The following is a 19,880-nucleotide window of genomic DNA, read 5'->3' as shown; positions in this document are numbered from 1 at the left end:
GCTGGATTTTGTCGGGTCGATTGTCTGGATGCGGTATACCTCGGTAGGTACACATCCCAACGTGCAAGGAGACTTCGGCGTGTCCGATGGCCCTATCGACCTGCATACAGACGTGGCGCACCCGGCGCGGATGTATGACTATTTCCTCGGCGGCAAGGACTCCTACGACGCCGATCGTGTGGCCGCCCAGCAGGCGCTGCGCGACTTTCCGCATGTCCAGTTGACCGCTCGCACCAATCGCGAGTTCATGCGGCATGCCACGCGCTACCTCTCCGGGCAGGGGATTCGGCAGTATCTCGACATCGGGACCGGCATCCCGACCGAGCCGAACCTGCACCAGGTCGCGCAGGAGCAGGCGCCCGAGTCCCGGGTGGTGTATGTCGACAACGACCCCCTGGTGCTCGCGCACGCGCGGGCGCTGCTGGTGAGCACCTCCGAGGGGCGCACCACCTACCTGCAGGCCGACGCCGCGGATCCGACGGCTATCCTCGATGCTCCGGAATTGCATGCGACGCTGGATCTTTCGCAGCCGGTGGCGGTTTCGCTCATGGCGGTGGTGCACTTCGTGCCCGGCGACGTCTACGAGATGGTGAAGACCTTACTGGAGCCGTTGGTGCCGGGGTCTTACCTGGCGATGTCCCATGTCACGACGGATTTCGACGAAGGTGACGCGGACCCGGAAGGTATGGCACGGCTGCTGCAGGTCTACGCGGATCGTGGGATTCCGGTGCGGCCGCGGACGCGCGCCGAGGTTGCCCGGTTCTTCGACGGGCTGGAACTGGTGGATCCGGGTGTCGAGGTGATCCACCGCTGGCGGCCCGAGGGCATCGAACGCCCGAAGAGTTATGACAAGCGGGTGTCGCTGTACGGTGCCGTCGGCAAGAAGGTCTGAACGGTCCTTATCCTTCAGGGCGATTATCGATCAGCCTGCGCGCCTTACCGAGTGATCGTTCCAGCGCGGCTGGCGCCATGACGTCGATGGCCACGGTGACGCCGATGCGGTTCTTGATCAGCTCTCGCAGGCTTTCGGAGGCGACCGAGTGCTGGTCGCCCGGGACTCCGGGTCGGGTCTCGACCCGGATGATCAGCGTATCCAACCGACCGGTTCGTTCTAGTACGCACTGGAACTGCGGAGCCAGCGCAGGTACCGCGAGGATGAGTTCCTCGACCTGAGTCGGGAAGAGATTGACCCCGCGCAGAATGATCATGTCGTCGGTCCGCCCGGTGACCTTCCGCATGCGCCGCATCGTCCGCGCCGTCCCCGGCAGCAGCCGAGTCAGGTCACGGGTGCGGTAGCGAACGATCGGCATCGCCTCCTTCGACAGCGAGGTGAATACCAATTCCCCCTCCGCGCCGTCCGGAAGAACGTCACCGGTCACCGGATCGATGATCTCCGGATAGAAGTGGTCTTCCCAAATGTGTGGTCCGTCTTTGGTTTCGACGCATTCCATCGCGACACCCGGACCCATCACCTCGGACAGCCCGTAAATGTCGACGGCGTCCATCTCGAGCGTGTGCTCGATTTCCTTGCGCATCTGCTCGGTCCACGGTTCGGCGCCGAATACCCCGACGCGCAGCGAGGTGGCGGCGGGATCGATGCCCTTGGCGATCATCGCGTCGGCGATGGTGAGCATGTAGGAAGGCGTGACGAGGATGGCGTCCGGCCGGAAGTCGGTGATGAGCTGGATCTGGCGGTCGGTCATGCCGCCCGACATCGGAATCACAGTGCAGCCCAAACGTTCCGCGCCATAGTGCGCGCCGAGCCCGCCGGTGAACAAGCCGTACCCGTAGGCGACGTGCACCTTGTCGGACGGCTTCACACCGCCCGCGCGCAGGCTGCGTGCCACGAGGTCGGCCCAGTTGTTGATGTCGTTGGCGGTATAACCGACCACGGTCGGCCAACCGGTGGTGCCCGATGACGCGTGAATGCGCGAAACCTGACTCTGCGGCACCGCCAGCATTCCGAACGGGTAGTTCTCCCTGAGTTCCTTTTTGGTGGTGAACGGGAACTTCGCCAGATCCGCGAGATCCTTCAGATCACTCGGATGGACGCCGGCGGCGTCGAACGCCCTCCGATAATGCGGCACATTGGCGTAGGCGTGCTGCAGCGACCATTGCATTCGTTCCAGCTGCAGCGCCGAAATGCGGTCGCGGGTAGCGAATTCGATATCGGGGGTGCTGGTGGGGGAGGGCAAGACGCCGGTCATGACGGAGCTCCAGGGTCAGGCGTCGAAATCGACGGTCAGGGTATCGCTGAGGGGGAAGGACTGGCAGATGAGCACGAAGCCCGCGGCGACCTCGGACTCTTCGAGTGCGTAATTCCGGCGCAGGTCGACCTCGCCGTGAGTGACCTTGGCGCGGCAGGTCCCGCAGACGCCGCCTTTGCACGCGAACGGGAGATCCGGTCGCAACTGCGCACCCGAATCGAGCACCGACTGATCGCGGGGGAGCATCCCCGTCACCGCGCGACCGTCGAGTGCGAGGGTGACCTCGCTGGTGGGTCCGGTCGGCCCGGGCTCGCGATGCCGCGCCATGGGCGGCGGGACATCGTCGACGTAGAACAGTTCGTGGTGGATCCTGCTCTTGTCGACGCCGAGCGCGGTGAGTACCTCTCTTGCGTCGGTGATCATGCCGTACGGCCCGCACAGCCAGAAGTCGTCGATATCGTCGGTGGGCACGGTGTCGAGGATCGCGCGCAGGCGTTGCGCGTCCAGTCGGCCGCTGAACAATTCCACCTCGCGCAGTTCCCGGGACAGCACGTGGATGACGTCGAGGCGGGCACCGAACTGGTCCTTGAGATCGGCGATCTCCTCGACGAACATCACCGACCGCGTACGCCGATTGCCGTACAGCAGAACCACTTCCGCGTCCGAATTGGTGAGCATCGAGCCGGCGATCGACAGCATCGGGGTGATGCCGGACCCGGCCGCGATCAGGACGTGCCGACCGCCCTTCGCCGGATCGGCGGCGAACGTCCCGCTCGGCGCTTGCACGTCGATCTTGTCGCCCGCCTTGACCTGATGGACCAGCCAGGACGAGAACAGTCCGTCGGTGACCTCGCGAACGCCGACCCGTGGCGGTGCACCGACCGGTGCGCAGATCGAGTAGGAACGGCGGTGCTCGACGCCATCGACCGTGCGGCGCAACATCAGTGACTGGCCGGGCTGGAAGTCGAACTCGTCGGCCAATTCGTCGGGAACAGCGAAACGGACGGCAACCGCGTCGTCGCAGAGTGATTCGACGTCGGCGACGGTCAGCGTGTGGAACGCGGACCTTCGCGAGGCGGGCACCGGGGCTGCCATGGCGGTCAGATCTCCTTTACGTGTTCGAACGGTTCCAGGCAGTCCGAGCAGCGGTACTGGGCTTTGCAGAGGGTGGCGCCGAACTCGGATGTCAGGAGGGTGTTCGACGAACCGCACTGGGGGCAGTCGATGGCACGTGGCGTGGCCGTCAGTGTCAGGGGGACGGGTCCTGACGTGCGCTTCGGTGTCGGGCCCGGCACCGAATAACCTGCCGCGCTGAGCTTTCGGCGACCTGTGGCGGAGATCCAGTCGGAACTCCATGCGGGCGTCAGGCGTGTCCTGATCTCGACCCGGTCATATCCGTAATCGCGGAGCCGGTGCGTGATGTCGTCGCGCATCGTGGCCATCGCGGGGCAACCCGAGTATGTCGGGGTGAGGGTGACGAGCACACTGCCGTCCACCACCGTGACCTCGCGCAGCACGCCGAGGTCGGCGAGGGTCAGCGGCGGCAACTCCGGGTCGGTGACCGAGGCCGCGATGTCGAACTCTCTCGTATTCACCACAGCCCCTCCGGATAAGTGCGTGCGACGCTTTGCATTTCGGCGAGCAGCGGGCCCATTGCCTCGGTGTGGATGCCGTGCCTGCCTGCGCGGCCGCCGACGGTGCCGACGCTGCGGCCGTCTGGTGGTACCAGTTCGGCGGCGTGCAGGACCTGGGCGAGTATCGAGTCGAATTCCTCGCGTACGTCACGGGGATCGACGCCGACCGCGATCTTCGCGAGGGTGATCTCCTCGTCCGTGGGGACGAACAACTCGTCGACATACGGCCATACTCGGTCCAATGCATCGCTCGTGCGCCGCATGGATTCCTTTGTGCCGCAACCCAACGTGACCGTCCACCGCGCCGCGTAGTCGCGATGGTAGGTCAGCTCCTTGACGCCCTTCTGGGCCACTGCGGCGAGGACCGGGTCGCGCGAGTCACGGAGCCGGTCGAAGATCGCGAGACGCCACGTCGAGAAGATCAGCAGTCGGATCATCGACTTGGCGAAGTCGCCGTTGTCGAGCTCGCACAGGCGTGAGTTGCGGAATGCGTGCTCGGGCCGGAAGAACGCCAGCGCGTCTTCAGCGGGCACCGGGGACGTGTCGGAAATGAACGGCACCATCGAACCATCGGCCGCGGCGGCGCGAGCGAGCAGCAGCCGCGCCTGCCCGAGCAGGTCAAGGCCGACATTCGCCAGCGCCACCTCCTCTTCGAGTTCCGGTGCGCGCGTGGACCATTCGGCCAGTCGGTGGGCGCTGATGAGCGCGTCGTCACCGAGCATCAGGCAGTACGTCGCGAGCGCGGGCAGGTCGACATCGTCCGGGACCGTGGTGTCGACACCGGCGAGCGGGTCGTCGAAACTCGTACCGAAAGCCCACTGGCCGTGCGAGTCTTCGTCGACCAGGCCCTCGTAGGCGTTGTCGTGCTCATACCCACCCGCCGCCCGGCCACCGCCGCTACGCGATGCTTCACTCATCAGTGCACCGCTCACATGTGGGGAACATTGTCGGGGATGTCGTAGAACGTCGGATGCCGATACACCTTGTCGCCGCTCGGGGCGAAGAACGGATCCTTCTCCGCCGGGCTCGACGCGATGATCGAATGCGAAGGCACCACCCAGATGCTGACGCCCTCATTGCGGCGGGTGTAGACGTCGCGTGCGTGGCGCAAGGCCATCTGGTCGTCGGCGGCGTGCAATGATCCGACGTGCACGTGGTTCAGCCCGCGCTTTCCGCGCAGAAAGACCTCGTAGAGCGGCCAATCCGCTTTCACCGCAGAGCTTTCGGTCATGATGCCCGCTCCCGTGCGGCGAACGCTGTCGCTGCCTCGCGCACCCAGGCGCCGTCCTCGTGCGCCGCGCGGCGGTTGGCGATGCGCTCGACGTTGCAGGCGCCGTTGCCTTTCAGGACGGCCATGAACTCGCTCCAGTCGGGTTCGCCGAAGTCATGTGCCTTTCGCTCCGGATTCCACCGCAGTTCCGGATCGGGGAACGTCACGCCCAACGCCTCGGCCTGCGGCACCGACATGTCGACGAAGCGTTGGCGCAGTTCGTCATTCGTGTGCCGCTTGATGCCCCACTTCATCGACTGCTCGGTGTTCGGCGACTCGTCGTCGGGCGGACCGAACATCATCAGCGCGGGCCACCACCACCGGTTCACCGACTCCTGCACCAGCGCGCGCTGCTCGTCGGTGCCGCGCATCATCGTCGACAGCAGTTCATAGCCTTGGCGCTGATGGAACGACTCCTCCTTGCACACGCGGATCATCGCGCGGGCGTAAGGGCCGAAAGAGCTGCGGCACAGGGGCACCTGGTTGCAGATCGCGGCACCGTCGACCAGCCAGCCGATGGTCCCGACGTCGGCATAGGTGAGTGTCGGGTAGTTGAAGATCGAGGAGTACTTCTGTTTGCCCTCGATCAGTTGCACCGTCAGATCGCCGCGCTCGGCACCGAGGGTTTCGGCGGCGGAATAGAGGTAGAGACCGTGACCGGCTTCGTCCTGCACCTTGGCCAGCAGGATCGCCTTGCGCCGCAAGGACGGTGCGCGGGTGAGCCAGTTGCCCTCCGGCTGCATCCCGATGATCTCGGAGTGCGCGTGCTGGGCGATCTGCCGGATCAGCGTCTTGCGGTAGCCGTCGGGCATCCAGTCGCGGGGTTCGATGCGCTGCTCGCCGGCGATCGTCTCGTCGAAAAACCGTTGCAGCTCACCGCTTTCGGGAGCGGTCATGGGCCTCTGCTTTCCTTGCCGAGTGTGCTTCACGAGCCGGTGAATGCCGGTTTCTCTTTGGCCAGGAAGGCCTTTACCGCGGCCGCGTGGTCGGCGGTGCGGCCGAGGTGCCGTTGTGCGGCGAGTTCCCGGTCCAAGGCGTCGGACAGTCCTGCCGCCGACGCGGCGATGAGCGACTTGACCTGGCGGTAGGCCAGTGTCGGCCCGGCTGCGAGTTGCGTGGCGAGATCCGTTGCCGCCGTGCGTACTTCCTCGTTGGCGACCACGCGGTGCACCAGACCCCAGTCGAGGGCTTGCTCGGCCGAGATACGGTCGCCGAGCAGCATCAGCCCGGCTGCCCGGCTGCTGCCGAGGGCCTCGACGAGCGCATAGCTCAGGCCGGAGTCGCTGGCCAGGGCGATGCCGGTGAACGCCGTCGAGAACGTCGTCCGTGTTCCCGCGACGCGAATGTCGCCTGCCAACGCGATACCGAGCCCAGCACCCACACAGGCGCCGGGGATCGCGACGACGACCGGCACCTCCAACGATTTCAGCGCCCGAATGAGCGGGTTGTAGTGCTCGCCAACGGTATCCATCGCAGTCGCCGGATCGGCCTCCAGCGCGGCGACATGCTCGCTCAAATCCTGTCCGACGCAGAAGTTCTTGCCCTCGGCGGTGAGAAGTACCGCGCGCACGTCAGGGTGCTTGGCGGCCGCTGCCACCGCGTCGAGGAACGTCGACTTCGTTGCTACGTCGAGCGCGTTGTGCGCCGACGGCCTGGCCAGCGTAATGGTGGCGAGCCCGTGTGCTATCTCCAGTCGTACTGTCATCGCTTCTCCAGAAAGGCGGTCATGCGCTGGTATTTGTCGTCGGTGTCGAACAGCACCGCCTGCGCGATATCGTCGGCCCACGGGTGCACGCCGGGCGCGTCGACGATCGTTTTGGTCAACCGCAGGGCGAGGGGCGATTGACGGGCGATGCGATCGAGGAGTTGGTGTGCCACCGCGACCGGGTCCTCGACGATGTCGAGAATCAAGCCGGTGCGCAGCGCGGTCTCGGCGTCGAGGGTGCGTCCGCCCAGCAGCAGCTGTTTGGCGACCGACATACCGACCAGTGCTGGCAGCCGGTAGCTGGCCCCGGCGGCGGCCATGATGCCGAGTCCCGGTTCCGGATTGCCGAATACCGCTGTCGGAGAGGCGATTCTGATGTCGCAGGCGTAGGCGAGTTCCGCGCCACCGCCGAGCGCATAACCGTTGACCGCGGCCACGGTGGGCAGCGGCAGTTTGGCGATGCGGTCGAACAGATTTCGGTTGAGGCCCGCGAGCGCGTCATCGCGAGTGCGTGCATGTAGCTGGTCGATGTCGGCGCCACCGGCGAAGTGCTCGCCACGGCCGGTGAGCAACAGCAACTTCGGCGTTCGTTCGATGGCCGCGCAGATGTCGTGCAGCTCGGCGATCATCCGCGCATCGATGGCATTGCGCTGCGTCGGCCGGTCGAGGGTGACCACGAACCGGTCCGGCAATTCTGTGCTGGCGATGCTGCGCACGGTCTGCTCCTGACCCGGGTTGTCCTTCATTAATAACCGAACATTCGGTAGGTTGGCAAGGGTTGATCGGGCCCTTGACTCGGAAGATTTCGTCAGCTGGGAGGATGTGGAGCATGACGAACGCGCGCGTGACTCGCCGGACCGGGCTGCCCGGGCGTCCGGGATACGACCTGGATTCGCTCCTGGCCGTCGCGGTGAAGGTGTTCAACGAGAAGGGTTACGACGGCACCAGCATGGACGCGCTGGCGCGCGGTCTCGGCATCACCAAGTCGTCGATCTATCACCACGTGTCCGGCAAGTCCGAGCTGCTCGAGCTGGCGCTCAACCGGGCACTCAACGCGTTGTTCGCGGTCACCACGGAGGAGCGGGCGGTGACCGGTCCTTATATCGGCCGGCTCGAGTACCTGGTTCGCCGCAGCGTCGAGATACTTTGCGCCGAATTGCCGTACGTCACACTGTTGCTGCGGGTACGCGGGAACACCGCGGTGGAACGCCGTGCGCTGGCCAGGCGGCGCGAGTTCGACGATTTCGTCAGCGGTCTCGTGGTCGAGGCTGCCGCGGAGGGTGACCTGCGGCCCGGTATTGATCCCGCGCTGACGGCACGGCTCGTCTTCGGCACGGTGAACTCGCTGATCGAGTGGTACCGGCCGCGGGCGGGGGCGTCCTCCGCGGATCTGGCCGATGCTGTCGTCGCTCTCGTCTTCGACGGTCTTCGCCGCACCTGAGCCACACCCGCACGGAGTCTGCTGTCGATGTCCGCTGCTTGACAACGATCGCCGCCTGAGGGGATCGTAATTACCTACCGAACGTACGGTGGGATGGAGATCTTGTGAGCAGACTCTTGGCAAGCTATGTGCAGGGCAGCTGGTTCAGCGCGGCCGATGCGGGCACGCCGCTGCTCAGCGCCATCGACGGCGCGGAGGTCGCCCGCATCTCGTCGACGGGGCTCGATCTCGCGGGCGCGGTCGATTACGCGCGCACCGTGGGCGGTCCCGCGCTGGCGGCGCTGACCTTCCATGAGCGCGCGGCCCTGCTCAAGCAGCTGGGTCAGACATTGATGGCGGGGAAGACGGAGTTCTATGAGGTCTCCCGGCTGACCGGTGCGACCAAGCGCGACTCCGGGATCGATATCGACGGTGGCATCGGTACTTTGCTGAGCTATGCGAGCAAGGCGCGTCGCGAATTGCCCAACGACACTGTGTATCTCGACGGCGCGGTCGAGCAACTCGGCAAGGGCGGCACCTTCTTCGGCCAGCACATCTACACCAGTCGCCGTGGGGTGGCGGTGCAGATCAACGCGTTCAACTTTCCGGTCTGGGGTTTCCTCGAGAAGCTCGCGCCCGCGTTCATCGCCGGGATGCCCTCGATTGTCAAGCCCGCCAGTCAAACTGCGTACCTGACTGAGCTCGTGTTCCGGCGCATCATCGAATCCGGTGTGCTGCCAGAAGGTTCGGTGCAGTTGCTGTCCGGCAGCGCCCGTGGCCTGCTCGACCACCTCGGCGGTCAGGACTCGGTCGCCTTCACCGGATCGGCGGACACAGCCGCGACACTGCGCGCACATCCCAGTGTCGTCGGCGCGGGTCTGCACTTCACGGCCGAAGCGGATTCCCTCAACGCCTCGGTACTCGGGCTCGACGTGACGACCGGCGATCCTGAATTCGAGCTCTACGTCAAACAACTCGTCACCGAGATGACCGCCAAGGCCGGGCAGAAATGCACCGCGATCCGTCGCGCATTCGTCCCGGCGGCCCTGGTCGACGCCGTGATCGATGCGACGAAGGCGCAGCTGGCGAAGGTTGTCGTCGGCGATCCGGATGTCGAGGGCGTCACCATGGGCGCGCTGGCCAGCCTGGAGCAGCGCGACGAGGTGGTGAAATCGGTTCGGGGACTGACCAAGTCGGCGGAGATTGTATTCGGTGATCCCGAATCGGTGGATGTCGTCGGAGCGTCCGCGTCGTCGGGCGCCTTCATGTCACCGATTCTGTTGCGTAGCAACGATAAAGCCGCGACCGAGCCGCACGAGATCGAAGCGTTCGGCCCGGTGGCTACGGTGCTCGGTTATGACAATGCCGACGAATTGATCGACCTGGTCGCCCGCGGAAAGGGCAGTCTCGTCGCCTCGGTCGTCACGAAAGATGCGGCCATCGCGCGCCAGATCGTGCTCGGCCTCGCGCCGTACCACGGGCGCATCCTCGTGCTCAACAGCGAGGATGCGCGCGAATCGACCGGTCACGGTTCGCCGCTGCCCGTACTGGTACACGGTGGTCCCGGCCGTGCAGGCGGTGGTGAGGAGCTCGGTGGTATTCGTGGCGTGCTGCACCACATGCAGCGCACCGCGATCCAGGGCACGCCGAATGTGCTTACCGCAGTGGGGAACAAGTGGGTCGACGGCGCGGACCGCAGTACCGGTGACGTCCATCCGTTCCGCAAGAACCTCGGCAAACTCCGGCTCGGCGACACCATCGTCGGCGGTCCACGTCAGGTGAGTCGCGCCGACATCGAGCACTTCGCCGAGTTCACCGGCGACACCTTCTACGCGCACACCGACCCGGTAGCCGCCGCCGCGAACCCACTGTTCGGCGGCATCGTCGCGCACGGATACCTGGTGGTATCCCTCGCCGCCGGACTGTTCGTCGACCCGGCACCCGGCCCGGTCCTGGCGAATTTCGGGGTCGACAACCTGAGATTCCTGACGCCCGTGAAAGCGGACGATTCGCTCACCGTGACGTTGACCGCGAAGCAGATCACGCCACGGCAGAGCGCTGACTACGGTGAAGTGCGTTGGGATGCAGTGGTTGTCAACCAGAACGACGCGGCCGTCGCCACCTACGACGTGCTGACGCTCGTTGCCAAACCGGAGGAATTATGACCTTTCGTATTGCCGTTTGCTACGGCAAGCCGGAGAACCCCGCAGCATTCGACGAGTACTACACCTCCGTGCACATCCCGCTCGCCCGGGCGGTGCCCGGTCTCACCGAATTCACCTGGGGCAAAGTGACTTCCGTCGACGACAGCGAGCCCCCCTGCTACCTGGTGGCGAGCCTGTATTTCACCGACGAGCAAGCGCTGAAGGCAGGCATGTCCTCACCCGAGATGCTGGCCGCAGGCAAAGACCTGCGCAACTTCGCCACCGGCGGCGTCACCATGTTCACCCAGGAAGAACAGTCCGTCAGGTGAGTGAGCACGCCTTGGACAGCGCCAGAGAGATATTCGAAGCCGACGTCGCATCGCGGCTACTGGGCATCGAAATCCTGGCGCTGTCCGCAGGCCACGCTCGAACCACGATGACCGTCACGTCATCGATGCTCAACGGCCACTTCATCACCCACGGCGGCTACATCTTCCTAATCGCCGACACCACCTTCGCCTTGGCCTGCAACAGCCACGGCAAACCGAATGTCGCAGCCCGCGCCGACATCCGCTACCTACGCCCAACAAAGGCCGGCGACATCCTCATCGCAGACGCCGTCGAACGAGCCCGCTTCGGCCGAAACGGAATATACGACGTCACCGTAACCACCGGCAACCAGATCGTCGCCGAATTCCGCGGCGACAGCAGAGCAATCCCCGCCCGCCCCGCCAACAGCAGAATCCGCACCTTAACTCGGGATCGGCACTCGGAATAGGGCCCTATTCCGAGTGCCGATCCCGAGTTAAGGTGCAGATCTTGGGGATACCGGGTTTGGGGAGCACCTCGCGGGTGTGATCGAGCACCGAAACCGCCGCCGCCCGCCCCGCGCTTGTGAAGCAACCACAGCCAGCTCACCACACTCGCTAGCCCCTTGCCCGCAGCACACCCACTTGACGCGCGTTGCATGCTCTTGACGCATGCTGCAACCTACGTCAAGAGCACACTTCGTACGTCAAGTCGCCGGGACGCCGATGGAGTGCACATCCGATGGGGGCTCGCAACGTAACCACAAGCCGATGACCGCCTCGGGAACTGGCCGCCGTGCACCTGGCCTGCGCCTAAGCCGGGTACCCCACCTGACGTGCTCAGCACTACTCACGGGAGGACGTGGATAGGTCTTCAGCTTCTGTGAACTGTCGGCGTGCGGAGTCCTAAGAAGCACTTGCCCGGATAGGTGGACGTTTCCGGTGGTTGGGGATTGGGTGTTTGTTTGTTGGACTACGTATTCGGGATCTAGTTGCTCTTGGTCGCGGTCAGGGCGTACAGAAGTGGAATTCGGGCGTCGGTGGGGGGTAGTTGCCACCAGCCGGTTTGGGGGTCGCGGATCATGCGGTCGAAGCGGGGCCAGGGGAGTTGTTCGGTTTCGCGGAGTTGGGTGATGGTTAGGCCTGCGTTGATGAGGGCGGTGACGACTTCGCCGACGCCGTGGGCCCATTCGTGGACCGGGGCTGCGTCGGCGGGGAGGGCGGGGCCGTCGGTGTAGGTGTGGGTGCTGTCGTGTTCGACGGGGCCGCGGCCTTGGAGGTAGTCGTTGCGTAGCAGCAGCTCCTGCCGGTTCGGGTCCGGCTTCGGGCCCATCGAGGTGAGGATCGGGTGGAATTCCACGATGTAGGCCAGGCCGCCGGGTTTCAGTAGCTCGGCTACTACCGCCGCCCACCGATCGAGGTCCGGCAGGTAACACAGCGAGCCTTTGCCGATGTAGACGATGTCGAATCGGCCGGTGCCGAGGGCCGTCTTCGCTTCGTACACATTGGATTTGACGTAGTTCACGTCGACGCCGTGGTGCTGGGCGATGCGGCGGGCGTGTTCTACGGCCTGGCCGGAGAAGTCTAGGCCGACGGTGCGGGCGCCGCGGCGGGCGAATTCGATTGTCTCGGTGCCGAGGTGGCATTGCAGGTGGACCAGGTCGCGATCGGTCAAGGGCCCCAGGTCATCCCATTCGAATGAGGCGAACCACCATTGCGCCGGGGTGCTGCCGTCCGCGCCGTAGAACTGGGAGGCCGCGTGGATGGGAGTGCGTGCGTCCCAGTTGCGTTCGTTGGCTCGCATCAGTTCGACAGTGCCGGAGTCGAATTCGCTGTCCATCAGTCCCCTTGCCTCGTGCCGCTCCGCCGGGGGCGGCGCAGCTGCTCGCTGCTCTTCGTCCGGATCCGCCCTTCGATTCGAATCACCGTCCGGACAACGGATACCACAGTCGATCTGATCTTCGCCGACCATCGGATCAGTCGGGCGATGCCGAATCCGCCACCGGCTCGGTGACGAGTCCGAAATCGGCGTCGTGGCGTTCTTGGCCCTGCACCACCGCGTTCTCGATGAGCGCCGCGCCGTGTTCCTCGCGCAGGATCATCGGGTCCGAACGCACGCCCTTGTACAGCGCCATGCACAGCAATCCTATGACCAGCATGAACGGCAGTGCGACCACCGTGGTCAGCGCCTGCTCCAATGCATTTGGCGATGGCTGCGCCGAACTGTCACCGATACCAAGCGAATCCACTTCGGTTACGCGATCCGCGTCACGTTGCCGGGGTGGCGTTGTGTTCGAGCGGTGTGGCCAGGATCAGGTCGAGGAGCTCGCCGAGCGTGTCGACCTGGGCGGGGGAGAGTCCGTCGAAGGATCGGTGTTGCGTCTTGCGGACCCGGCGCGCACCTTCGGCGCGGATCTCCTCGCCCTTGGCGGTGAGGCGGTGGCGGACGGCGCGACCGGGACCTGGGACCCGCTCGATGAGGCCGCGGTCGACCATTCGCGTCGCCAGCGTCCCGAAGGACTGGTCGGTCTGAAAGGTCAGCTGTGCCAGGTCATGCAGCGAGGCGTCGGGGTGTTGCTCGAGGTGTCGCAGCGTGTCCCATTGCACCAGCGAAACGCCGAGGTCGGCGAGTTCGGCGGTGAAGGCGCGGTGGTGGCGGTGTTGCACCCGCTTGATCGACAAGGCTACCGATTCGATCGAGGTCATAGTCCGATCCTAGCTCAGCTTGTTTATATCAATATGCTTGTATAAGGTTCTTTATATGAACTCGTCGATCACCCGCACTGTCAACGTCGAACTGCCCGGACTCGGCAGTGTCGCGATCCGCCTCAGCGAGCGAGGGGAGGGGCGCCCGGTTCTGCTGCTGCACGGTGGGGCAGGCTCCGTCTCGGTCACCGCCTTCGCCGATCGCTTCGCCGCGGAGCGGCATGTCCGCGTCTCGACCCCCACTCATCCCGGCTTCGATGGCACCGAGCGACCCGAATCGCTCACTGCCATAGGCGAACTCGCTGCTCTGTATGCTGCACTGTTGGACACCCTGGATCTCACGGATGTCACCGTTGTCGGTAACTCCGTCGGCGGCTGGATCGCGGCCGAACTCGCGCTGCTGCACCCGGATCGGGTGTCCAGCGTGGTTCTCGTCGACGCCGTCGGTATCGAAGTGCCTGATCACCCGATCATCGACTTCTTCGTCCTCGACATCTCCCAGGTCGCGGACTTCAGCTATGCGGATCCCGACACCTATCGGATCGACCCGGCACAGCTCAGTCCGGCTGTGCTGCAGGTGATGGCGGCGAATCGCGGCACGCTTCAGGTTTATGGCGGGTCGATGGTCGACCCGACGCTGCGTGGCCGGCTGCCCGAGATCACCTTGCCGACCCTCGTCATCTGGGGCGACGCCGATCGCGTCACTGAACCGGAGAATGGCCGCGCCTTCGCCGACGCCATCCCCAACGCTGAATTCGTCATCATGAAGGACACCGGGCATCTTCCGCAGATCGAATCCCCGGCGGAGCTCATCCCGCTGCTGTGGGACTTCGCTGACGCACATGCGGTCGGCAAGCCCGTCGCCTGATCCGGTCGGTCTCGCCGCCCGATTCATCCGCCCGCAGGCCGCGAACTACGTCAACTGACGGATTCGAACGCCGGTTGTGCCCACGAGGGGCGGCATCGGCATTGCTCAGATCGCTTGTGCGGTAGGGAGAATGGTGATCTCGGTAAGGTGGACGTGCTTGGGGACCGCGGCGAAGAAAGCGACCGTTTCGGCGACGTCCGCGGACTGGAGCACGTCGATCTGCGCGATGAGGTCGGCCATGAGCTGGCTGGCCCTACCCGCATGGGTGCAACGCACCTAGCCCCAGCCGCCCGTGCCCCTCGGCGCTAGCGGTCCTTCTTGCTCGGCTTGGGCTGGCTGGGAGTGACCTTCGGCCGTGCCGGCATTTGCTTGGTCTGCCCGCCGGACTGAAAGACTGACCCGCGCGACTCCGCGGCGGCAGCCTGCGTTTTCCCGGTGCCTCGGTTGAGATGGATAGTCATGCGGGCTCTCTTTCGTTGAGCTCGGCAGTCAGCGCGCGGAATTGTCGAGTTGGTCGATGGTGGCGTTGGAAGGGCGACGGGTGCGCTGTAGGTCCTTTGCGACGGCTTCGGCGTCGCGGAGGACGCGAACGGTGTTGTGCCAGGTTAGTTTTCCGATGTCGGAGTCGGACCAGCCACGGTCTAGGAGTTCGGCGATCAGGTTCGGGTAACCGGCGACGTTGTCCAGGTGGGAGGGGAGGTAGTTGGTGCCGTCGAAGTCGCTGCCGAGGCCGATGTGGTCGATGCCGACCATCTCGCGCAGGTGATCGATATGGTCGGCGACCATCGCTACGGTCACCTGTGGGCGTGGGTGCGTGGCTTCGAAGGTTTGGCGGCATGCTGTTGCTTCGGGGGACCAGTCCATGCGGTGGAAGCCGTTGGCCTGGGCGTATTCGTCGGCTGCGGCGGCCCAGTCCTTGGCGGCGGGGAGTAGGAAGTAGCCGACGAAGGCGGCCATTGCTACGCCGCCGTTGGCGGGGAGGGTGGCCAGGACGTCGTCGGGGATGTTGCGTGGGTGGTCGCAGAGTGCGCGGGCGCAGGAGTGCGAGAAGATCACGGGGGCTTCGGAAATCGTGATCGCCGCGCGCATGGTGTCGGGGGAGACGTGGGACAGGTCGACGAGCATGCCGACGCGGTTCATCTCCCGGACCACCTCGGCGCCGAATGCGGTGAGCCCGCCCGCTTTTGGTTCGTCGGTGGCCGAATCTGCCCATGGCACATTGTCGTTGTGCGTGAGGGTCATGTACCGCACGCCCAAGCGATGCAGGGCGCGTAGGGTCGCGAGCGAGTTGTTGATGCTGTGGCCGCCCTCGGCACCGATCAGCGACGCGATCCGGCCCTCGGCGCGAGCGGCCTCCATTTCGTCGGCGGTACAAGCCAATTGCAGCTGATCCGGGAACCGGTCGGTCAGCGCCCGGACGAAGTCGATTTGCTCCAGCGTCGCGCTGACGGCGGCATCCCCGGCCAAGTTGCTGGGCACATACACCGACCAGAACTGCGCACCGACCCCACCGGCGCGAAGCCGATCGAGATCGGTGTGCAGCCGTCCGCTCTGATCCGATGCCAGATCGACCGCGTCGAGATCGTAGCCAGCCTCGATCCGCATGGCCCACGGAAGATCGTTGTGCCCGTCTACCACGGGGGTGTCGCGGAGGATGGCGTGCGCACGAGCGAGCAGAGGAGAAGTCACGACTCCGTTCTATACGTGCGCCGCAACCCTGTCGAATGCGTCGGTCGGAGGGGGCCGGATCATTTGTCCCGCAGGCCGATCACCCTTGGGGGCAGGCGTTCGCGCTGTGTGCCGGGCAGATTCGCTCGGTGTTGGTCGTCAGTTGTGTGAAATCCGCCGCGCCCCTGTTCCAGCCGGCCAGCGAGGACTTGAACTCGATCAGTGAACCGCTGCTGAAGCCCTTCTTGGTGTGCATCGAGATGACGAACGTGAGGTCGACGGACTGCTCGCTGCCGGTGCACGCCGGCACCTTCCTGTTGTCGTCGGACTTCCCGTCACCGTTGCTGATCGTTGTGGCGGTGACTTCGATCTAGTTGTCCCGCCCTGCGGCGCACGACCGACCAGGGCAGCTCGAGGAGCGATTCGTTGCCGCCGTGCGCGAGGATTGGTCAGGTCACCGCATCGGCCGCAAAGGAAAGGGATTGCATTGCTTGGCCTTTGGGGTTACCGCTACCGTCGGCTTACTGATTGTCGTAGTGCGGCAACGCTTTCCTATCCGGCTGAAGTCGGCCCGGCCGTCGCCAGTGGAAGGGGCGCGGGGGAGAGCCAGGGCAGCAACCATGCGACGTCGCCGTCTTCGATGTCGGTCTCGCAGGTGGCGCAGTAGCGCCGGTCCTGGCTGATCTGACCGCAGGGTGTGTGCACGGTTTGCGCCATGGTCGCGGGTTTCGTGGGGTTGACGAACTCGCAGGCCCACTCCGACAGGGCCTCGAAGACGGGGCGCAGGGCGACGCCTGCGGGGGTGATGACGTAGTGCTGGCGGGTGCGGTTGCCGTCGAGGTAGGGCTGTTTGGTCAGTAGTCCGGCGTCGATGAGGCGTCCGAGGCGGGCGGACAGGATGTTGTCGGCGATCCCGAGATCGCCGCGGAGCTGGTCGAAGCGGGTCTGGCCGAGCACGGCGTTGCGCATGATCAGCAGCGACCATCGGTCGCCGAGGACGTCGGCCGCGCGCCCGATCGGGCAGGGGCCGGATGACGTGTCTTTGCCGGGCATCGCGCGCCTCCTTCGGTTCTTGGCTTGCTACTTGCAAGTGACAAGTAGCCATGTTAGCGTCCGATATCTGACTTGCAAAGTACAAGTCAGATCATCCGGCCGATCGGCTGTAGAAAGGGAAGCGTTCTCATGACGCACAACATCGACGGTTCCGTCGTCCTCATCACCGGCGCCAACGGGGGACTCGGGCAGGAGTTCGTCGCTCAGGTCTTGGCGCGCGGCGCGAGCAAGGTTTATGCCAGCGCCCGAAAACCACGCGGGTGGAACGACTCTCGCGTTGTGCCGCTCGCCCTCGACGTCACCGACCATGCCTCGGTCGCGGCCGCCGCCGAGATCGCGGCCGACGTCACCATCGTCATCAACAATGCGGGTGCCAGCACGCCGGGCGCGCTGTCCGAAGCCACGATCGACGATGTCCGCGGCCTGTTCGACACCAACTTCTTCGGCGCCCTCGATGTCGCATCTACATTCGCGCCGATACTGCGCCGCAATGGGGGCGGGGTGCTGGTCAATGTGCTGTCCGTGCTCAGCTGGATCGGCATCGGCAACGCCTACAGCGCCTCGAAGGCGGCCCTGTGGTCGGCGACCAACTCGCTTCGCCTCGAACTCGCGCCGCACGGAACGCAGGTTGTCGGACTGCACCTCGGCTACACCGACACTCCGATGACGGCCCGCCTCGACGTACCGAAGAACGACCCGGCCGACATCGTGCGCATCGCGCTCGACGGCGTCGAAGCGGGCGAACTCGAAATCCTCGCCGACGACATCAGCGCGCAGGTGAAGCACAATCTCTCGGCGCCGATCGAAACCATGTACCCACAGCTGGTCGCGGGCTGATCCACTGGTCAACTCCTGCACTTGATGGTTTGCTGTATGTTGCCTGCCACGCTATGAGATGACGCTGTAGCTGGTTTGTTTCCTCCCGGGCCGAGTGCGACGAAGGGACCACGATGAGCACAGAACTTTCTACCGCCAACCCGATCTCGCCGTCATCGGCACGGGTCAGGGCGCTCCCCGCGATCGACCGGGACAGTGAGGCAGGCCGCGCGGCGCGAGCGCGTGCGCCGCGAAGGTCTGCGGGAGAGTGGAATCCGAGTGATCGCACGATGTCGGCACTGGGCAGGTTGCAAGCCCAGGAAGCGGTGCGTGACCCCGAGTTGCTTCCGTTGCGGTACGCCAGGATGTCGTCGTCGGCGTGGGCCTATCTGCGCGGCGCGGCGGCGGTGATGGCCGCGGACCTGGCTACTCGCGAGCATTCCGGATTGACGGTGCAGATGTGCGGGGATGCCCACATCCTCAACTTCGGGTTGTGGGCATCGCCGGAACGGCAATTGCTCTTCGACGCGCGCGATTTCGACGAGACACTGCCCGGCCCGTTCGAGTGGGACCTCAAACGTCTCTGCACGAGTGTGTATGTGCTCGCCGCCACCGAGGGCATCGCGACAGCGACGGCTGACGCTGCGGCCGCGGCGGCGGTCGATGGCTATCGGTCGGCTATGCGCCGTTACGCCGAACTGGGTGAGCTGGAGGTGTGGTACGACCGGATCACCGCGGATGTGCCGTTGCAAAACCTCACCTCACAGTTCGCCAAAGACGCGAAAAAAACAATCGGCAAGGAGAGCAAGAAGCGCTCGCAAGAGGGTACGGCTCGTCAGTTGGTCACCGAAGAGAACGGGCAGCGTCGTATTGCCGAAGACCCGATCAAACGTCGCCACGTCGACCTCACCGATGCGGATGAGATCAGGGTGTACGAACAAATCTTCGAGACCTATCTGGCATCGATCCCACCCCATCTGATTCGGCTCGTCGGGCGATTCTCCCGGCTGGATACGGTCCAGCAGGTGGTCGGGGTCGGGAGCGTCGGCATGCGCGTCTACCTGCATCTCATGGAAGGCGACAGCGGGGAGTTGGTGTTCTTCCAGATGAAGCAGGCCACCGCCTCTGTGTACGAGGAATTCCTCGGCGCGAGCGTGTTCGGCAACCACGGCGAGCGGGTCTCTGTCGGCCAACGGTTGATGCAATCCGCGAGCGACATCTTTCTCGGTCATGTACGCGTGGACGGGATCGATTACTACACTCGACAGTTCCGCGACATGAAGATAATTCCCAGTGGTAGTCAGATCGCGGGCTACTTGCCGCAGTTCGCCGAGACGTGTGGCGCCGCACTGGCAAAATCACACGCCCGCAGCGGCGAGCCCGAGGCGATCGACGCGTATATCGGAAAAGGTGCGGCGTTCGCCGCTGGGATTCTCGACTTCGCCCGAGGGTACGCAGCGCAAACTCATTCCGATCACGCCGATTTGGTGCAGGCTATCGCGGCGGGCGACGTGAAAGCCGCTGAGCGGGGCTGGTGATCGTTGTCGCGTCAGTCTGCTTGGCGCGTAAACCCTTCACCGGTCGAGTGCGGCCGCCATGCGGTCGAGGTCGGCGAGGAATTCTGCGCGACGCTGCGCGGGTACGGCGTCGGCCATGCGCTGATCGATGGCGTAGACGGCGGCGCGTGCCGCGGCGAGGCGGCGGTGGCCCTCGTCGGTGAGGTGGGCGGGCAGTGCGCGACCGTGATCGGTGGTGGCCGGTCGGGTCAGCAGGCCGGAGTCCTGTAGTCCGCGCAGGACGACGTTCATCGACTGCCGGGTAACGAAGGTGCCGCGGGCCAGCTCGGCATTCGACAAGCCGGGGCGCTGGTCGAGGAGTTCGAGGCAGGCGTATTGCGGGACGGTCAGGCTGTATTCGCGCAGTGCGCTGTCCATTGCGCTGCGCAGTGCGGCGGCGGCGCGCTTGAGGCGGTAGCCCATGCGCTCGGTCACGTCATCGGTGCGGGGCCGGTTGGCGAGCGTTCCATCGTGCATGTCAGGAGTTTGACATATGAGCGCGGCGATGCCTACTCTTTCATATGT

At 65.1% G+C, this 19,880-nt stretch carries 24 protein-coding genes; 9 read left to right on the top strand and 15 right to left on the bottom strand.

Features of this window, described 5'->3' with window-relative positions; all coding sequences use genetic code 11:
- The first annotated feature begins 79 nt into the window (after positions 1–79).
- On the top strand, positions 80–892 hold the full coding sequence (locus ACIBK2_RS02230) for an SAM-dependent methyltransferase (RefSeq protein ID WP_396962703.1): 813 nt from the start codon (positions 80–82) through the stop codon (positions 890–892).
- Between the two features lie 7 nt (positions 893–899).
- On the opposite strand, the gene paaK is transcribed toward ACIBK2_RS02230, so the two are convergent.
- Genes paaK through ACIBK2_RS02190 form a run of 8 tightly spaced genes read right to left on the bottom strand, consistent with a single transcriptional unit; the run spans position 900 to position 7,562 of the window.
- Positions 900–2,207 carry a phenylacetate--CoA ligase PaaK gene (gene paaK, locus ACIBK2_RS02225; protein ID WP_396962701.1) on the bottom strand — a complete coding sequence of 436 codons (1,308 nt, stop codon included), beginning with the start codon at positions 2,205–2,207 and terminating at the stop codon, positions 900–902.
- A 15-nt stretch (positions 2,208–2,222) separates the two neighbouring features.
- Positions 2,223–3,302, bottom strand: coding sequence for a 1,2-phenylacetyl-CoA epoxidase subunit PaaE (gene paaE, locus ACIBK2_RS02220; protein ID WP_396962699.1), 1,080 nt, complete (start codon positions 3,300–3,302; stop codon positions 2,223–2,225).
- A gap of 5 nt (positions 3,303–3,307) precedes the next feature.
- Positions 3,308–3,802, bottom strand: a complete 495-nt coding sequence (paaD, locus tag ACIBK2_RS02215) for a 1,2-phenylacetyl-CoA epoxidase subunit PaaD (protein WP_396962697.1) — start codon at positions 3,800–3,802, stop codon at positions 3,308–3,310.
- Positions 3,799–4,758 carry a 1,2-phenylacetyl-CoA epoxidase subunit PaaC gene (gene paaC, locus ACIBK2_RS02210; protein WP_396962695.1) on the bottom strand — a complete coding sequence of 320 codons (960 nt, stop codon included), beginning with the start codon at positions 4,756–4,758 and terminating at the stop codon, positions 3,799–3,801. The genes paaD and paaC overlap by 4 nt, the downstream gene beginning before the upstream one ends.
- 11 nt (positions 4,759–4,769) lie before the next feature.
- Positions 4,770–5,072 (bottom strand): 1,2-phenylacetyl-CoA epoxidase subunit PaaB, encoded by a 303-nt coding sequence (gene paaB / locus ACIBK2_RS02205; RefSeq protein ID WP_357383707.1) that lies wholly within the window; start codon positions 5,070–5,072, stop codon positions 4,770–4,772.
- Entirely contained in the window at positions 5,069–6,007 is a 939-nt protein-coding gene (gene paaA / locus ACIBK2_RS02200) for a 1,2-phenylacetyl-CoA epoxidase subunit PaaA (RefSeq protein ID WP_396962692.1), read from the bottom strand. The genes paaB and paaA overlap by 4 nt, the downstream gene beginning before the upstream one ends.
- A gap of 29 nt (positions 6,008–6,036) precedes the next feature.
- The gene (locus ACIBK2_RS02195) at positions 6,037–6,816 is read right to left on the bottom strand and encodes an enoyl-CoA hydratase/isomerase family protein (protein ID WP_396962690.1); all 780 of its coding nucleotides are present in this window, start codon (positions 6,814–6,816) and stop codon (positions 6,037–6,039) included.
- Complete coding sequence (locus tag ACIBK2_RS02190; protein WP_396962688.1) at positions 6,813–7,562, bottom strand: enoyl-CoA hydratase/isomerase family protein; 750 nt, start codon at positions 7,560–7,562, stop codon at positions 6,813–6,815. The genes ACIBK2_RS02195 and ACIBK2_RS02190 overlap by 4 nt, the downstream gene beginning before the upstream one ends.
- 83 nt (positions 7,563–7,645) lie before the next feature.
- Between ACIBK2_RS02190 and ACIBK2_RS02185 the strand changes: the two genes are divergently transcribed.
- From ACIBK2_RS02185 to paaI, 4 genes are all read left to right on the top strand, one after another.
- Complete coding sequence (locus tag ACIBK2_RS02185; protein ID WP_396962686.1) at positions 7,646–8,257, top strand: TetR/AcrR family transcriptional regulator; 612 nt, start codon at positions 7,646–7,648, stop codon at positions 8,255–8,257.
- A gap of 104 nt (positions 8,258–8,361) precedes the next feature.
- On the top strand, positions 8,362–10,401 hold the full coding sequence (gene paaZ / locus ACIBK2_RS02180) for a phenylacetic acid degradation bifunctional protein PaaZ (protein WP_396962684.1): 2,040 nt from the start codon (positions 8,362–8,364) through the stop codon (positions 10,399–10,401).
- Positions 10,398–10,709 carry an EthD family reductase gene (locus ACIBK2_RS02175; RefSeq protein WP_396962682.1) on the top strand — a complete coding sequence of 104 codons (312 nt, stop codon included), beginning with the start codon at positions 10,398–10,400 and terminating at the stop codon, positions 10,707–10,709. The genes paaZ and ACIBK2_RS02175 overlap by 4 nt, the downstream gene beginning before the upstream one ends.
- Positions 10,706–11,158, top strand: coding sequence for a hydroxyphenylacetyl-CoA thioesterase PaaI (paaI, locus tag ACIBK2_RS02170; RefSeq protein WP_396962680.1), 453 nt, complete (start codon positions 10,706–10,708; stop codon positions 11,156–11,158). Before ACIBK2_RS02175 ends, paaI begins: the two co-directional genes overlap by 4 nt.
- Before the next feature lie 518 nt (positions 11,159–11,676).
- Here paaI and ACIBK2_RS02165 read toward each other — a convergent pair.
- The 3 genes from ACIBK2_RS02165 to ACIBK2_RS02155 all read right to left on the bottom strand — a co-directional run bounded on the left by ACIBK2_RS02165 (position 11,677) and on the right by ACIBK2_RS02155 (position 13,394).
- Positions 11,677–12,528, bottom strand: coding sequence for a class I SAM-dependent methyltransferase (locus ACIBK2_RS02165; protein ID WP_396962678.1), 852 nt, complete (start codon positions 12,526–12,528; stop codon positions 11,677–11,679).
- 136 nt (positions 12,529–12,664) lie between these two features.
- Positions 12,665–12,937, bottom strand: coding sequence for a hypothetical protein (locus ACIBK2_RS02160; protein ID WP_396962676.1), 273 nt, complete (start codon positions 12,935–12,937; stop codon positions 12,665–12,667).
- 19 nt (positions 12,938–12,956) lie between these two features.
- Positions 12,957–13,394, bottom strand: coding sequence for a MarR family winged helix-turn-helix transcriptional regulator (locus ACIBK2_RS02155; RefSeq protein ID WP_396962674.1), 438 nt, complete (start codon positions 13,392–13,394; stop codon positions 12,957–12,959).
- Between the two features lie 55 nt (positions 13,395–13,449).
- Here ACIBK2_RS02155 and ACIBK2_RS02150 point away from each other — a divergent pair, with 55 nt between their 5' ends.
- Positions 13,450–14,262: an alpha/beta fold hydrolase gene (locus ACIBK2_RS02150; RefSeq protein WP_396962671.1), complete on the top strand. Its 813-nt coding sequence runs from the start codon at positions 13,450–13,452 to the stop codon at positions 14,260–14,262.
- A 105-nt stretch (positions 14,263–14,367) separates the two neighbouring features.
- Here ACIBK2_RS02150 and ACIBK2_RS02145 read toward each other — a convergent pair whose 3' ends face one another.
- Positions 14,368–14,502, bottom strand: a complete 135-nt coding sequence (locus ACIBK2_RS02145) for a hypothetical protein (protein WP_396962669.1) — start codon at positions 14,500–14,502, stop codon at positions 14,368–14,370.
- 249 nt (positions 14,503–14,751) lie between these two features.
- Positions 14,752–15,951: a dipeptidase gene (locus ACIBK2_RS02140; RefSeq protein WP_396962667.1), complete on the bottom strand. Its 1,200-nt coding sequence runs from the start codon at positions 15,949–15,951 to the stop codon at positions 14,752–14,754.
- Between the two features lie 146 nt (positions 15,952–16,097).
- Between ACIBK2_RS02140 and ACIBK2_RS02135 the strand changes: the two genes are divergently transcribed.
- Positions 16,098–16,304, top strand: a complete 207-nt coding sequence (locus ACIBK2_RS02135) for a hypothetical protein (protein ID WP_396962665.1) — start codon at positions 16,098–16,100, stop codon at positions 16,302–16,304.
- Positions 16,305–16,482: 178 nt separating this feature from the next.
- Here the strand turns inward: ACIBK2_RS02135 and ACIBK2_RS02130 are convergent, their stop codons facing one another.
- Positions 16,483–16,983 (bottom strand): winged helix-turn-helix transcriptional regulator, encoded by a 501-nt coding sequence (locus ACIBK2_RS02130; RefSeq protein ID WP_396962663.1) that lies wholly within the window; start codon positions 16,981–16,983, stop codon positions 16,483–16,485.
- 129 nt (positions 16,984–17,112) lie between these two features.
- Between ACIBK2_RS02130 and ACIBK2_RS02125 the strand changes: the two genes are divergently transcribed.
- Both ACIBK2_RS02125 and ACIBK2_RS02120 read left to right on the top strand, forming a co-directional pair.
- Positions 17,113–17,820, top strand: coding sequence for an SDR family oxidoreductase (locus ACIBK2_RS02125; protein ID WP_396962661.1), 708 nt, complete (start codon positions 17,113–17,115; stop codon positions 17,818–17,820).
- Between the two features lie 113 nt (positions 17,821–17,933).
- On the top strand, positions 17,934–19,337 hold the full coding sequence (locus ACIBK2_RS02120; RefSeq protein ID WP_396962659.1) for a DUF2252 domain-containing protein: 1,404 nt from the start codon (positions 17,934–17,936) through the stop codon (positions 19,335–19,337).
- 36 nt (positions 19,338–19,373) lie between these two features.
- Here the strand turns inward: ACIBK2_RS02120 and ACIBK2_RS02115 are convergent, their stop codons facing one another.
- Positions 19,374–19,832, bottom strand: a complete 459-nt coding sequence (locus ACIBK2_RS02115; protein ID WP_396962657.1) for a MarR family winged helix-turn-helix transcriptional regulator — start codon at positions 19,830–19,832, stop codon at positions 19,374–19,376.
- Between the last annotated feature and the right edge of the window lie 48 nt (positions 19,833–19,880).

The organism is Nocardia sp. NPDC050175, assembly GCF_044459885.1.
GTDB lineage: Bacteria > Actinomycetota > Actinomycetes > Mycobacteriales > Mycobacteriaceae > Nocardia.
Note: the sequence above shows the minus strand (reverse complement) of the source record. Positions and strands in the feature narration are given on the sequence as shown.

Excerpts from the sequence above, each read along its gene's own strand:
- paaB (WP_357383707.1), bottom strand. The coding sequence starts at position 5,072 with ATGACCGAAAGCTCTGCGGTGAAAGCGGATTGGCCGCTCTACGAGGTC.
- ACIBK2_RS02115 (WP_396962657.1), bottom strand. The coding sequence starts at position 19,832 with ATGCACGATGGAACGCTCGCCAACCGGCCCCGCACCGATGACGTGACC.
- ACIBK2_RS02190 (WP_396962688.1), bottom strand. The coding sequence starts at position 7,562 with ATGAAGGACAACCCGGGTCAGGAGCAGACCGTGCGCAGCATCGCCAGC.
- paaK (WP_396962701.1), bottom strand. The coding sequence starts at position 2,207 with ATGACCGGCGTCTTGCCCTCCCCCACCAGCACCCCCGATATCGAATTC.
- ACIBK2_RS02120 (WP_396962659.1), top strand. The coding sequence starts at position 17,934 with ATGAGCACAGAACTTTCTACCGCCAACCCGATCTCGCCGTCATCGGCA.
- paaC (WP_396962695.1), bottom strand. The coding sequence starts at position 4,758 with ATGAGTGAAGCATCGCGTAGCGGCGGTGGCCGGGCGGCGGGTGGGTAT.
- ACIBK2_RS02185 (WP_396962686.1), top strand. The coding sequence starts at position 7,646 with ATGACGAACGCGCGCGTGACTCGCCGGACCGGGCTGCCCGGGCGTCCG.
- ACIBK2_RS02130 (WP_396962663.1), bottom strand. The coding sequence starts at position 16,983 with ATGCCCGGCAAAGACACGTCATCCGGCCCCTGCCCGATCGGGCGCGCG.
- ACIBK2_RS02165 (WP_396962678.1), bottom strand. The coding sequence starts at position 12,528 with ATGGACAGCGAATTCGACTCCGGCACTGTCGAACTGATGCGAGCCAAC.
- ACIBK2_RS02155 (WP_396962674.1), bottom strand. The coding sequence starts at position 13,394 with ATGACCTCGATCGAATCGGTAGCCTTGTCGATCAAGCGGGTGCAACAC.
- ACIBK2_RS02150 (WP_396962671.1), top strand. The coding sequence starts at position 13,450 with ATGAACTCGTCGATCACCCGCACTGTCAACGTCGAACTGCCCGGACTC.
- ACIBK2_RS02175 (WP_396962682.1), top strand. The coding sequence starts at position 10,398 with ATGACCTTTCGTATTGCCGTTTGCTACGGCAAGCCGGAGAACCCCGCA.
- paaA (WP_396962692.1), bottom strand. The coding sequence starts at position 6,007 with ATGACCGCTCCCGAAAGCGGTGAGCTGCAACGGTTTTTCGACGAGACG.
- ACIBK2_RS02125 (WP_396962661.1), top strand. The coding sequence starts at position 17,113 with ATGACGCACAACATCGACGGTTCCGTCGTCCTCATCACCGGCGCCAAC.
- ACIBK2_RS02195 (WP_396962690.1), bottom strand. The coding sequence starts at position 6,816 with ATGACAGTACGACTGGAGATAGCACACGGGCTCGCCACCATTACGCTG.
- paaE (WP_396962699.1), bottom strand. The coding sequence starts at position 3,302 with ATGGCAGCCCCGGTGCCCGCCTCGCGAAGGTCCGCGTTCCACACGCTG.
- ACIBK2_RS02145 (WP_396962669.1), bottom strand. The coding sequence starts at position 14,502 with ATGGCCGACCTCATCGCGCAGATCGACGTGCTCCAGTCCGCGGACGTC.